The sequence below is a fragment of the Xenorhabdus anantnagensis genome (genome assembly GCF_028598555.1).
Classification (GTDB): domain Bacteria; phylum Pseudomonadota; class Gammaproteobacteria; order Enterobacterales; family Enterobacteriaceae; genus Xenorhabdus; species Xenorhabdus anantnagensis.
The window spans coordinates 68,993-82,965 of the sequence record NZ_JAQRFN010000007.1 but is presented as its reverse complement, the minus strand read 5'-3'; the positions used below and the strand labels follow the sequence as shown (position 1 = coordinate 82,965).

The following is a 13,973-nucleotide window of genomic DNA, read 5'->3' as shown; positions in this document are numbered from 1 at the left end:
TGTATTTAGATGTAAATATAACATTGAGTTACAAAATTAGGAGGGTAAAATAATATCGGGTCTATAATAATTTTTCTGCTTGATACAGTCGTAACTTAGCGTGAAGTAATCATTTGGCGTGATCAGTATGTCTATAAATATCACGATCACGCCGTTGCTTCACAGGGTGTTAGCTTAACTTGCTTCTTTCAGTGAATCGCAGCACTTTGCACCCCGATATTCCAGTTCTCCATTTGGTAGCCAACATACTTGCTCGCCGGTACGGTAGAGCCACTTATCATTGGTCTGTTGAACAAACGGATTGGCAACCAAGGCTGATTTTTCTAAACAGTTATTGTCCAGTTCTGGCCCTGAGAGATACAGTTCACCACTTAACCCCATTGGCACTAACTGTAATCGTTCATTCAGCACATAAGCCTGAACGTTTGATATTTCAGTCTCAACGGATTTTGATTGCCCGATTGCCTGTTGATAATGTGTGCGTATCAAATCAGCCGTTAGACTGTTGTGTCGTTTTGCTTCTGTATCGCCTGATTGGTGTGGATTACCGTATTCCAGTACTGTCTGTGTCTGCTCAGGAGTTAGTAAAGGAAGTTGTGATATCGGGGTTTCGGGATTGGTCAAGGCATTCACTAGCAATTGCTGGAATTGTTCACCCAACGCTCTGATTTGTTTTGCATGGAAAAGATTAGGATGATAGCGGATGCGAAAAGCCCAATGATCCTTTTCCAGATGATATTCCAATATCCACTCTGTAACGGCTAAGTCATTATTGAAACGATGACCGTAATTAACTTCACAACCATCTAATTCCAGACTGATGTCTTTAAAACTAGCCTGATTGATACCGACGTTGAGCTGATTTACGATATTAAGAGGCACCGACTGAAATATAGGTAAATTTGAAAAACGCAGATCAGGCTGGGCTTTCAATGATGCGCTATAGTTCAACGTAGCTTGATAGAGAGAGTTAAAATTGTCTGTATTATGCAAACGCAGAGGAAAAACGACTGCATTGATTTGGGCTCCAAGCGAAAGAGATGTTCCTTCAGGGGCTGCTATGGGATAGATGAGATGAACTTTACCGGATGGAATATATTGGGCGACTAATGTTGCCCACAACGTTTTAAACACCAGGAATGGCTTATAAGGATGTAAAGATTGTGTGAGATTCTTCCAATCTTCTAATGGCAAGTTGAAACGAAATTCATTAGGTAATTCAGGCTTACCTATCGCTTGTTGAGACAGATAGGGCAATGGATTACTGGTAGTTACATCCGACAGGCATTTTTTCCAGTATTCTTCTGGATTATATTTGCTCAATAATTTTAATAGTTGGTGATCTCGTTCAAATTTCTCTGACACTTGTTGCAAAGTCATTGGGGAATGACGCAGAGGACGTTGGTTGTACAGATCAGATATATTGTGAAAAAATTCTTCTAAACCCTGCGCATCACCAGTGATGTGGTGCAGTACTATGAATAATTGATATTGTTGATCTGCCTCTTTGAGTAAACCAAATCGAATCAATGGCCCTTTTATGAGGTCAAATGGTCGTAAGGCAAATTGATTCAATTGTTCTTCATCATTAGAAAGATAAGTAAATTCAACGAGATATGGTTCATCTGAATCAGAGACCCAATATAACTCATTATTTTTTTCTTCAATTCGATATTTGAAAAAAGGATAAAGATTAATAAATTCTTGTAGAGCCCCTTTTAATTTACCTTCATCTAAACTTCCCTTAATGATCTGTTCTATAACGATATTAAATGTAGATGAGTGAGGTTCAATAGCCCATGACTTCCAAAAGAACTGAATAAATGGAGAAGCGAGAATCTTATCCATGTGAATACTCCGCTATGATTCTAAATTATATTTAATACAGCTTGATCTATGCTTTTTAAGCATGCTCAGCCTGTATTTTTGTTAGGTGAAAAACGGTTATTTAAATCAATTACAACAATGAAGTTTATTGGATGAATAATCACTATTGTAAGAAGTAACTTTTTGATATTAAATGTCATTATTGCATGACATTTTAGATTTCAATAGTCTGATTATTTTGTTTGGCAGAGGAATGGTTTTTTCTGTTAATACATTGATTATAATAATTATTTTCATTGATGAAGTTGTGTCATTATTAAACTATTCATTTGAATGACTATACCGATAGATTGGAAGCAATTAAATATTATTTTAAATTAGTCAACCTTTATAAAATATTAAGAACTGGAGTTTTAATGGCAGTTATTTAATAGTTTCGAACATGATTAGTGTGATCTTTATTGCATTATTGCCATAAAGATCACACGCTACATTTATTTCGGGTTTTTATGGATAAGTTTTTATCTTGCATCTCCCTGCCGATACGCCAGTGCTACCGTCAATGATTGCGCCAAACACAAGGTTGCAGACTGAGAGCGGAATGCATCAACCTGCGCTTCCTTCACCACAAAGCAAACATCACTGAAACTGGCGAGTGGGCTAATTTGGCTATCAGTAATCACAATTTGCTTCGCACCTGCTTGTGCGGCTTTTTCACTGACCATCACCGTTTCTTCGGCATACGGTGTAAAACTGATAGATACCACGACATCTTTAGGGCCAATCATATTCATTTGCTCGCGGAACATACCACCTAAACCATCGATTAGCAGGGGACGGCATTCCAGATGACTGAGGGCATAGGCAAGATATGACGCGACACTGAAAGAACGGCGCAGGCCGATAATATAAATATTGTGGGCATTCGCCAGTAAACTCACGGCTTTATTCAAATCTTCTACGGATGTGCGGGCTGCGAGTTGCAGCATGGCCTGAGCATTGGAATGGGCAAATTCCTGCAAAATATGTTGAGGCTCTTCCGGTATTTGATGATCACTATCCAGTTCTTTGAACAGTCGTGCCCGATCAGTATAACTGGCTGTTTCTTCCACCAAATTTATGCGAAACAGTTGTTTCATTTCATTGAATCCACTGAAATTAAAGGCATTGGCAAAGCGGATCAATGTAGAAGGTGGAACATTGGCCTCTTTTGCAATAACGGCGACAGTATCAAATGCGACACTATTGGTATTATCCAGTACATATCTTGCAACTTGTTGTAATCGCTTACTTAATTCACCATAACGGGATTGTACTTGTTCTTGAAGTTCATTCAGATTAGACGCAGCAGACATCATGCCCCCATAAAGAAATTGTAATGAAATGGATAATTTATTCATCCTCAGGCAATTATGCTTGATGCAGGCGAAGATGCTCGCAAGTTGCCGCTGTGTAATGAATGTAATTGCATAAAAATAGCGTGTTGATCACATTAATTAAAGAGTATTCCAAATTCAATTGAAAATGAAATATGTATTTCATATATGTGTATCACCATGATTCACGCTTGTAATTCAATCGTAACTTGCTAGTTCAATCGTAATTAGTTCAATCACAATTGTATTTAGAGAGGCTCAGAATGGAACAGATTAAAAATTTTATTGGCGGGCAACTTGTTGATAGTCAAAGTGATCGTATTTCACTCATTTTCAATCCAGCCACAGGGCAGAAAATTCGACAGGTTGCCTTGAGCACAGTTCATGAGACTGGGCAGGCCATTGAATCTGCCCATCTGGCCTTTAAAGAATGGTCAAAAACCTCTCCATTGAAACGTGCCCGGATCTTATTCAAATTCAAATCATTACTTGAAGAAAACCAAGATAGGTTGGCAAGGCTGATTTCTGAGGAACATGGAAAAATTTATTCCGATGCTGTGGGGGAATTGACGCGCGGCCTTGAAGTGGTCGAATTTGCCTGTGGGATACCTCACCTGCAAAAAGGGGAACACTCTGCCAATGTAGGGATGGGAGTTGATAGCCACTCCCTGATGCAACCATTGGGCGTCTGTGCTGGCATCACACCATTTAACTTTCCTGCGATGGTGCCAATGTGGATGTTTCCCATTGCATTGGCGACGGGAAATACCTTTGTCCTGAAACCATCTGAAAAAGATCCATCTCTTTCGATTGAACTGGCGAAATTATTGCAGCAAGCCGGTTTGCCGGATGGCGTGTTCAATGTTGTGCAAGGGGATAAAGAGGCGGTTGATGTGCTGCTGACCGATCCTCGCATTCAGACGGTGAGTTTTGTCGGCTCAACCCCGATTGCGGAATATGTCTATGCCACAGCATCAGTGCATGGCAAGCGTTGTCAGGCATTGGGTGGTGCGAAGAACCACAGTGTCTTGATGCCGGACGCGGATATGGATATGGCCGCGAATGCTATCATGGGGGCGGCTTTTGGTGCAGCAGGAGAACGCTGTATGGCATTGTCTGTTGTACTGGCGGTTGGGGATGAGATTGCAGACAAATTAGTAGAAAAGCTCCAACATCAAATCGGCCATATGTCTGTTGGTATTGGCATTACCGAAGGAAAAGAAAACGACATGGGACCAGTGATTTCCCCGCAGCATAAGGCAAAAATCTGTGACTATATTCGTAGTGGCGTAGAGCAGGGCGCAAAATTGCTGGTGGATGGACGAGGATATCAGGTAGCAGGTTATGAAAATGGTTATTTTGTGGGACCGACATTGTTTGATTATGTCACGCCAGACATGAAAATTTATAAAGAAGAGATCTTCGGCCCTGTCCTTACTGTTGTCCGCGTACCTGACTATGACACTGCATTGAAATTAGTTAATCACCATGAATATGGCAACGGGGCGGCAATTTTTACCCGTGATGGCGAAACGGCCCGCCAATTCAGTGAAGACGTGCAAGCTGGTATGGTTGGGGTAAATATTCCTATTCCAGTGCCAATGGCATTTCATAGTTTCGGTGGCTGGAAGCGTTCTATTTTTGGGCCATTAAATGTATATGGAAATGATGGTGTACGCTTTTATACCCGCATGAAAACCGTCACCAGCTGTTGGCCTGCCAGCGTACGTTTGGAACATCATGATAGCCATTTTGTGATGCCAACGATGGAGTAGCTATTTCATGAAAAACAGATCAACAAATACGAAGAAAATGACGATGGCCCAGGCCTTGGTCAAATTCCTTAACCAGCAATATCTTAATATTGATGGGGAAGAGTATCCTTTTATTCGGGGTGTTTTCACGATATTTGGTCACGGTAATGTGCTGGGATTAGAGCAGGCATTGGAGCAGGAACCGGGACACCTTCGCGTTTATCAAGGCTGCAATGAACAGGGAATGGCACATATTGCAACGGGGTTTGCCAAACAGAAAAAACGTCAGCAGATTTTTGCCGTAACCTCTTCTGTTGGCCCCGGAGCGGCCAATATGGTAACGGCTGCCGCAACTGCAACGGTGAACCGTATTCCATTGTTGTTATTGCCGGGAGATACCTTCGCTTGTCGCCAGACTGATCCGGTTTTGCAGCAAGTTGAACAATATGGTGATGGCACCATCAGTACCAATGATTGTTTCCGGCCAGTATCCCTTATTGGGATCGCATTTCCCGGCCGGAGCAATTAATGACAGCCATGATCCACTCCATGCGAGTATTGACTGATCCGGCAGATACTGGCGCTGTCACAATTTGTCTTCCACAAGATGTTCAGGGTGAAATATGGGATTATCCGGCTCACTTCTTCCAAAAACGAGTTCACCGGATTGAGCGCCGTCCCGCTTCTCTGGTACGGGTTCAAGAGGCAATCGCACTGATTCATCGCAAGAAAAAACCGTTGTTGATTTGTGGTGGCGGAGTACGTTACTCCGAAGCTCATACGGTTTTTCGTCATTTTGCTGAAACATTCAATATCCCGTTTGCTGAAACTCAGGCGGGAAAAAGTGCAGTTGTGGCAGCCCATCCGCTGAATTGTGGCGGAATTGGTACGACAGGTTGTTTGGCGGCAAATCAGCTTGCCAAGGAAGCCGATTTGATTATTGGTGTTGGCACACGTTTTACCGATTTCACAACGGCTTCAAAATCCCTGTTCCAACACCTGGAAGTCGAGTTCCTTACCATCAATGTAGCGGAATTTGATGCCTGTAAACTGGATGCCGTAGGTGTGCTGGCGGATGCTAGAGAAGGGCTGGATGCCATTGCACAGGAACTGTCGAAAACAGCATGGTGTTCAGAGTGGCAGCAAGAAATTGCACAGGTGAAAGCCGCTTGGCAGCAGGAAGTAGAACGCTTGTTTTCTATTCAGTATCAGGCCGGATGCAAGCCAGAAATTACAGGGCATCTGGACGATAAACTGGAAGAATACAGTGAAACACTGCAAACTCATCTGACCCAAACCCGTGTGCTTGGCTTGCTGGATCAGTATCTGGAACCCAACGCCATCATTGTAGGGGCTGCGGGTCTCTGCCGGGAGATTTGCAGCGTGTCTGGCAGCCTAAAGTGCCTGATACTTATCACCTTGAGTATGGCTATTCCTGTATGGGATATGAAATTGCCGCATCTCTGGGGGCAAAACTCGCTTGTCCAGAACAACCCGTTTACGCAATGGTTGGTGATGGTTCATATCTGATGTTGAACAGCGAATTACAAACAGCTATTCAGGAAAACATTAAGATCACTGTGCTGTTGTTTGATAATGCAGGATTCGGCTGCATCAATAACTTGCAGATGAGTCAAGGTATGGGAAGTTTTGCCACGGAAAATCGTTATCGCAATCAGCAAAATGGCAAATTGGATGGCGCTTTGATACCCGTGGATTTTGCCAAGAATGCGGAAAGTTACGGTTGCAAAAGCTATCGGGTGCATAATGAGCAACAATTGATAGCAGCTTTGCAGGATGCACAGAAGCAGCCATGTGCGACATTGATCGATATAAAAGTACTGCCCAAAACGATGACCCATGATTATGAGTCATGGTGGAGAACAGGAACCGCGCAGCTTGCTGATAATCCTAAAATTACTGCATCAGCAGAAAAAATCAGGGCATACGTGGAGGAAAAAGTACGTCAGTATTAACCAGTACTGGGTATCTATTGAATCAGGGCTGTGCTCAAAAACCTCACATACTGTATGTACGATGTACGCTTCGGTTTCTGCGTGCAGCCTATTTGAAAAACGGCTCAAATTAGTCGTTTTTGAGCATGGTATGATTTATTTGGGGGTAACAATTTTCGCGGATCAACAGAATTTCCATTTTTCCTGTCACGTATTCAATTTGTTGATTGGTCTTAAACATAATATTCTCTTTCGATAAAAGTCCCGATGACTTTGTCAGGCATTTCCGGTGATTTTGAATAACCCAATATTTTACGATTCAGCCGCTTAATTCGGTTTCTAAGGGTAAGATTTTCACGTTCAATACGCTGCGTAAAACTTTTTCCGATGAGGTGTTTATCCGTGGGCAACAAGTTGTAAGCCTTGAATTTATCGGTACACCCAAAAACGACTTTAAAGTGCGATAATTTTTTGAGGAGTTTCTTCAATGTCTTTTTGCTTCGTCGGCCGAAAGTATGGGCAATAATGCGCTTCAGACGAGGCTCCCAAGCATACCATAACCAACGTTGTTGCTTTTTATTTCCAATAAATGACCCCATCTCATCGACTTCACCGATGAGCTGAATTTCCACTTGTTCCAGCGGTAATGTGGTTACACATCGTGGGGACAATTTTTTAAAGTGCGAACGACGGCATTAATACTGATATGCAGTGCCCGTGCAGTGGCACGGATGCCGGCATTATTCATGGCAAGATCCACAACTTGTTCTTTTATGCCCGCCCGGCAAGCACGATAAGCATATTCAAGCTGAAAAGTACGGCGACAAGACCAGCAACGATAACGCTGACGTTCACCTTGACCCAACGTTGAGTAAGGTGTTAAGAATATATTCTGCTTATCTTAAAATTAAAAACCCCGCTGTAGTATTTTATATTCATATTCTTGAGCATTAAGCTGCGTTTGTAGCTGTATCATAAATGTATCTTGATGTTTAAATTCATTGCAAACGAATAAATCAAGAGCGGCATATTGGTGTTCAGGCCATGTGTGAATAGTAAAATGTGACTCTGCTAATATTAGTGCACCACTGACACCCCATGGTTGGAATTGATGGAAGTGATGAGTAATCACATTCAGCTCACATTGTTGGGCAATATCAAGCATGATTTTTTCAATGGCTGATACAGATTTCAATACCTCTACATTACAATCTTTCATATCTATGATCATGTGAGTGCCAAGTTGTCGTGTATTATCCGATGTACTGACTTTTTCCTGACCACGATATTGAAATTTAGTGCCGTGACATTTATTACAAGTTGCTTCTATGAGCTGCTCTATCGTTAATATATTCTTTCCATATCCAATGGTTATCATGTTATTACATGATTTACATTGGTAAAATTTTATACGAGGATTAATTTCTCCGGTATAGATTTTATCTGAATAATTATTTTCCCCTGAGATTGTCGGGTACGTTTGAGGTGTAACAGAAAGAACATAGAGATCGCTGACATTACTGATAATACTTCCACCATGATATTTATTGAATTGCGGATAAATATGTTTGATAAGAAGATTCTGATTGTTAAATAACCTTTGAACTTCTTGGTTTTCGATTGGTTTTTTTTGACCAAAGGAGAGTAAAATCTCACTATTATCATTTTTAGTGAAACTAATAGCGCGTGATAAAAATAGTTTTAATCCGCTCAATGTATAAGGGGGATCTGTCAAGACGATATCAAAATTTTTAGTGTATACATTAGAGAGTTTTAGATCTAAGTATTCAGTATTAATGACAAAATTATTTTGCTCTGCGACATCTCGAATAAATGTTAGTAGGTCCTGATCGATATCCTTGACAAAAATATTTTTTGAGCAGTCGTAGCCGAGCTTTTTAAATGCCATCATCAGGGCTAAGGAAGTCAAATCATCATCACCCAAAAATAAAATATTTTGTTTAAATACTCTTGGGTTATTAAGTAATAGCATTACCCGGCGTATTGATGTCTCTAATGTCGCATGTGCTTGATCTAACAAAACATTGACTTGAGGTCTACTGTTATATATAGGCTCCAATAAAATGGAAAGCTCTTTCTCAAACTCTTCTCGTTTCTCTTCTGATGATAGCAAATTATATTTATTTATATTAATTGATTGGTATCCCAGTTCATCTTGTACGTATTTTACGCCGATAGAGTTTAACTTAAAAACCCCTTTATTTTCAGCATAATCATATTTTATTAATTCTTTTTTAAATGCTGAGATGATAGGGATAGGTAATTTACTATTTAATGAAAGGTCTCTATTTGAGGTATGGCCATATAAATATAGTCGTATTAATAACTCTTCTAGTATCTCAACTGGATGTGATAATTTCATATTATCTTTTATGGTGTTAAGTTTGTTCATTTTAATCTCTTTTTTTGATATGTTATTTCGTTCGGATTTTTTCGATTATCTTCAAAAATATTATTTTTATTTCTCTAGCTCTAAGATTTTATCTTCCTGTAAATTATTTATTATGATTTTCATTATATAGAGCCGAATGAGTTTCAACTAGTTTTTATTATTTATGAAATAATAAACCTAAATTAGGTTATTTGATCATATACTGAATATTAAGCTTGGATTCGCCTAATAAGTGCAATTTCTAAAAAAGGAGTCACGTATTCAATTTGTTTTTTCTCATGTATACACCTCACTTTTTCAGGAAATAAGATGGCAACGGTAGAAGTGAAATGTCGATTTTGTCAACAAACTGAATCGGTCAGAAAACAGGGTACAGGTCAAGGTGAACGTCAGCGTTATCGTTGCCGGTCTTGTCGCCGTACTTTTCAGCTTAAATATGCTTATCGTGCTTGCCGGGCGGGCATAAAAGAACAAGTTGTGGATCTTGCCATGAATAATGCCGGCATCCGTGACACGGCACGGGCACTGCATATCAGTATTAATGCCGTCGTTCGCGCTTTAAAAAATTGTCCCCACGATGTGTAACCACATTACCGCTGGAACAGGTGGAAATTCAGCTCATTGGTGAAGTCGATGAGATGGGGTCATTTATTGGAAATAAAAAGCAACAACGTTGGTTATGGTATGCTTGGGAGCCTCGTCTGAAGCGTATTATTGCCCATACTTTCGGCCGACGAAGCAAAAAGACATTGAAGAAACTCCTCAAAAAATTATCGCACTTTAAAGTCGTTTTTGGGTGTACCGATAAATTCAAGGCTTACAACTTGTTGCCCACGGATAAACACCTCATCGGAAAAAGTTTTACGCAGCGTATTGAACGTGAAAATCTTACCCTTAGAAACCGAATGAAGCGGCTGAATCGTAAAACATTCGGTTATTCAAAATCACCGGAAATGCTTGACAAAGTCATCGGGACTTTTATCGAAAGAGAATATTATGTTTAAGACCAATCAACAAATTGAATACGTGACTCGCAAATGGTTATTCACCTGGGAAAAAGATCATCAATGGGTTAATGGAGAAGAATATGCTGAGAAACATGCTAGCCGTTAAGTATTTGCTCCCCAGATGGGGAGCAATAATCATTCTTTTGACCTTTTTAGAGAAATAGGCCGCCTTTTTCAATTAGACGTTCCGGTATATAGGAGAAACTCATCTTTATCTCATGTAGTTTATGTATGTTAATTTATATATTCATAATAGTAACGTTTGTTTTTATTTTCTTGCTTTCATTTATTTCATACCTATAAAAGATAATTCCATGAGGAAATTGGTATATTTAAATTTAAAAATATCAACATAAGTTATATTTTCTTTGTTTGTGTCTGCACTTGTGCTATTTATTGTCTGTTTTTATTGGTTTTCATTTAAATATATATTTTTCAGATAATGTTTCCTATGAAAAATAATTTTGTTATATTATTAAAAAATTCTATTCAAAATAAAATCGTTATCACTTTTATTGTTTAATGGCAAGGATATTGTTCATCCTTTCTTGCTCTCATAAAAAGTGTTTAATCTGAAAGATCATATAAATTGGTTGGTTATATATTTTTCTGGGCGTTAGTATGTATAAGAAACAAAAAATGGAACACCTGAGAAAAAATTTGCAATATTTGCTTGATTCCAGAGGGGAAACACGAGTATCGCTTTGTGATCGAACAGGGCTTAACCGTACAACTATCTATAATATCTTAGATGGCAGGGTTCAAAGCGTTCATTCTTCCACAATACAGAAAGTCTCCAATTTCTTTGGCGTATCATATAGTGAAATAGAAGCAACTGATATTGCAGAAAAAGAGCGTTTGGATGGGGTCGTCTCCTATGAAGGAAACATGAATCCCTGCGCTGTTCCGTTATTTATGCAATCTGAATGCATTACTCCTGAATTTTCTGATGGCAAGATAGGTTCTCTGATTGTTGAAAGACAACTGACATATTATTTTGGGACAGGGCCTAATATCGTTGCTGTTTTACTTGAGAATGATTTTTCAGGTAAATATAATGCAGGGGATTTATTAATAATCAAGAGAGGTAATTACCAGAACAACAATCCAAAACTATGTTTCGATCCAAAACAGCGGCAGTTTCATATCAAAGAATTTAATAGTGAAAGTCCCGATAATTTAATGGTAATTGGGGATATAATAGAAGAACGGTTCGGGTATGGGAAGAAAATATAAGTTATTGGGATTTAATAGTCAGGATAATACAGCTAACGTATTAATTTTATCAACTGGAAAAGTATTAAAAATAAACATAAAGGAGCTTGAAAAGAGTGAAATAGCTGATGATCTCGACAATCACGAAATAAAATCGCTTTATAGAAAACTATATTCTAGTTTTCCAAATATCCCTTCAGTTTATGAAATTGAAGAGCGTAATGAAAAATCTTGGATTGTTTATTCATTTCTCGCATTATTACTAACAATATTCTATACATTCAGCAACATTGCGGCAGCCAAGCCCGTTTACATTGAATACCTTGATATTATTGTTACCCCTGGTACCTTCATTTACCCTTTTTCATTTTTAGTAATTGATTTATTGAGTGAATTTTATGGTTTCAGGCTGGCAAGAAAAGCAATATATATGTCATTAGCTTCAAACCTTATCATTGTATCCCTGTTGAGTATTTCAACAAGCTTACCCGCCATTCCAACTTGGGATATGAATGAGCAATACAATGTACTAATGAATCATATTCTATCGGCAATTTTTGCATCCTCTCTGTCATTTTTAGTTTCGGAACTGGTCAACTCTTATATCTTGTGCAAGCTGAAGGATATGACAAATTCTCGCTTTTTGGCATTAAGAGTATTTTTCAGTACATTTGTTGCATCAGTGATTGATAGTTTTGTTTTCTGTTTTGTTGCATTTTATGGAAAACTTCCTGTAAATCAATTTATTACAATGATGGTTGTACAAATATTAATTAAAATTTTCTTTGCATTGTTTAATGTTTTCCCTGCTTACGGCTCACGCTATTTATTTAATAGATGGGTTGTGAAAGCAGCACATTAATGAACCGCATGGGGGAACTTCCCTCATGTGGTTTCCTCACTAAGATTTGCCTCATTTTTATAACCAAATCATATTTTAGATTGTCTTTTTATACTAATTTATAAAACTGATTGTTATCACATAAATTGGTTATATGAATATTTATGTAATTTGATAGTCAAAGTCCTTAGTGTTTGCAAGGTAAAAGATATCATTAGTTTTTATCTTGCTACTGAGCATAGATAAATTATAGTTTTAAAAATATTTCTTTTAATATCAAAGCGTTGTGTTGTTATTGTTTGGTTTTTTGTTTGTGCTGTATAAAATGAGGACAGACTTATTCATCATTAAAATCAACATTTGTGTTTTTATATGTTGATTTTAATATTTGTCTGGTGTATTAATTTCATCGTCAAAACATAAGTTAAAATTTATATTTTGTCTGAACGTTAGATTAGGGAGACATGTCTCCCTTTATATAGACAAATTATTTTCATTATTTTGAATTATAATTTTACTCGCCTACACCAGGGCAATATTAGTTCATTTTTTGAACTTTTGGTAGCCAGTCTCTTAGCCGAATATTTTTGGTTAAGAGACTGGAACTATCATCTAGCCAATAGATTACAAGCTAACATAGCAACTATTTTCAAGGTATATCATTTATAAAGTATAAGATGCGCTCTTTTACATTAAAGGCAGATAAATATCAGTGACAGCGTCGACTTCGGTCACTGCTGGGAACAATTTTACTCGTTCAAAAAATAGTGGAAAATCCCGAATTTCCTGATTGTGTTCTGATAACCAATTTTTATACAAGTCAATCTGTGGAAGTGATATTTAGAGCAAGCTGCAATATTACTCAGGCTTTCTCCATCCATCTGTGTATCAATATTTTCATCAATGTAATGAAGAAGAGCGCTCAATCGTTGTTTAATCATAGTCAAATATCCAATTTATCTGGAACATGGACATGCTATATAACCTCCTGTGGCAAGACATGATGATAATTGCTGACTTCTAATTTTATCTGTTATCTCCATAGCCTATGTAGTTCATTTATTGCACTACATCCAGATGTACAAAATAAACGAAAATAAAAAACAATCCGATAACAAACATCACGAGATAAATCAATTAATTGATTTTAAAGGTAATTATTTTTAGAAAAATTAATTGATAATGATTATTATTTTTACAATAATTATTAATTGTTATTGATTCTTTGCGGGGAAAATACCGCCTTGTGAGAGAAACTTTGGCTTAAATCTTCCACTTTTAATATGGATTATTGCCATTTACCAATGCGTCTTCTTCCAACAAAATGAGAATGGAATCACATGATGGATGTTACGATTAATAGGAACAATATATCTGCTGATGAGTTGTCATCTGTCCTTGATTGTTGCCGTTTAAAATTCCATAAGCTAATGCCCGATCAGGCTTTGATCCCCTCTCCTTATGCCACTTTGCCTGAAGTGTTCCCTATCAAAACGAGCTTGAAGTCAGATAAATTTGTCATGGATTATCATGGACATATTTAAAGTGTTGTAACCAGTAAAAACCGTCAGTAGGACAGTAGGAT

The 13,973-nt window shown here is 38.2% G+C and carries 9 protein-coding genes and 1 pseudogene; 6 read left to right on the top strand and 4 right to left on the bottom strand.

What is annotated here, in order from left to right; translation table 11 throughout:
• Window positions 1-174: 174 nt before the first annotated feature.
• Together PSI14_RS07380 and PSI14_RS07375 are read right to left on the bottom strand one after the other, a co-directional pair.
• On the bottom strand, window positions 175-1,848 hold the full coding sequence (locus tag PSI14_RS07380) for a condensation domain-containing protein (RefSeq protein ID WP_273575294.1): 1,674 nt from the start codon (window positions 1,846-1,848) through the stop codon (window positions 175-177).
• A 500-nt stretch (window positions 1,849-2,348) separates the two neighbouring features.
• Window positions 2,349-3,182 (bottom strand): MurR/RpiR family transcriptional regulator, encoded by an 834-nt coding sequence (locus PSI14_RS07375; RefSeq protein WP_273575293.1) that lies wholly within the window; start codon window positions 3,180-3,182, stop codon window positions 2,349-2,351.
• Between the two features lie 284 nt (window positions 3,183-3,466).
• Here PSI14_RS07375 and PSI14_RS07370 point away from each other — a divergent pair, with 284 nt between their 5' ends.
• Both PSI14_RS07370 and iolD read left to right on the top strand, forming a co-directional pair.
• Entirely contained in the window at window positions 3,467-4,978 is a 1,512-nt protein-coding gene (locus tag PSI14_RS07370) for a CoA-acylating methylmalonate-semialdehyde dehydrogenase (protein ID WP_273575292.1), read from the top strand.
• A 7-nt stretch (window positions 4,979-4,985) separates the two neighbouring features.
• Window positions 4,986-6,933 (top strand): annotated as a pseudogene (gene iolD / locus PSI14_RS07365) (3D-(3,5/4)-trihydroxycyclohexane-1,2-dione acylhydrolase (decyclizing)).
• Between the two features lie 212 nt (window positions 6,934-7,145).
• On the opposite strand, the gene PSI14_RS07360 reads toward iolD, so the two are convergent.
• Window positions 7,146-7,801, bottom strand: a protein-coding gene (locus PSI14_RS07360; protein ID WP_273575384.1) for an IS1 family transposase whose coding sequence is annotated in 2 segments (ribosomal slippage) — window positions 7,146-7,591 and window positions 7,591-7,801 — 657 coding nt in all. Because the reading frame shifts where the segments join, the coding sequence is not laid out codon by codon here.
• 18 nt (window positions 7,802-7,819) lie between these two features.
• Window positions 7,820-9,325 (bottom strand): adenosylmethionine decarboxylase, encoded by a 1,506-nt coding sequence (gene speD, locus PSI14_RS07355; protein WP_273575291.1) that lies wholly within the window; start codon window positions 9,323-9,325, stop codon window positions 7,820-7,822.
• A gap of 309 nt (window positions 9,326-9,634) precedes the next feature.
• Between speD and PSI14_RS07350 the strand changes: the two genes are divergently transcribed.
• The 4 genes from PSI14_RS07350 to PSI14_RS07335 all read left to right on the top strand — a co-directional run bounded on the left by PSI14_RS07350 (window position 9,635) and on the right by PSI14_RS07335 (window position 13,932).
• A protein-coding gene (locus PSI14_RS07350) for an IS1 family transposase (protein ID WP_273575289.1) occupies window positions 9,635-10,329 on the top strand; the annotation gives its coding sequence in 2 pieces (ribosomal slippage) (window positions 9,635-9,881 and window positions 9,881-10,329; 696 coding nt in all).
• 624 nt (window positions 10,330-10,953) lie between these two features.
• Window positions 10,954-11,568 carry a helix-turn-helix domain-containing protein gene (locus PSI14_RS07345; protein ID WP_273575288.1) on the top strand — a complete coding sequence of 205 codons (615 nt, stop codon included), beginning with the start codon at window positions 10,954-10,956 and terminating at the stop codon, window positions 11,566-11,568.
• The gene (locus PSI14_RS07340) at window positions 11,552-12,409 is read left to right on the top strand and encodes a queuosine precursor transporter (protein WP_273575287.1); all 858 of its coding nucleotides are present in this window, start codon (window positions 11,552-11,554) and stop codon (window positions 12,407-12,409) included. Before PSI14_RS07345 ends, PSI14_RS07340 begins: the two co-directional genes overlap by 17 nt.
• A 1,319-nt stretch (window positions 12,410-13,728) precedes the next feature.
• Window positions 13,729-13,932, top strand: coding sequence for a hypothetical protein (locus PSI14_RS07335; RefSeq protein ID WP_273575286.1), 204 nt, complete (start codon window positions 13,729-13,731; stop codon window positions 13,930-13,932).
• The last annotated feature ends 41 nt before the right edge of the window (window positions 13,933-13,973 follow it).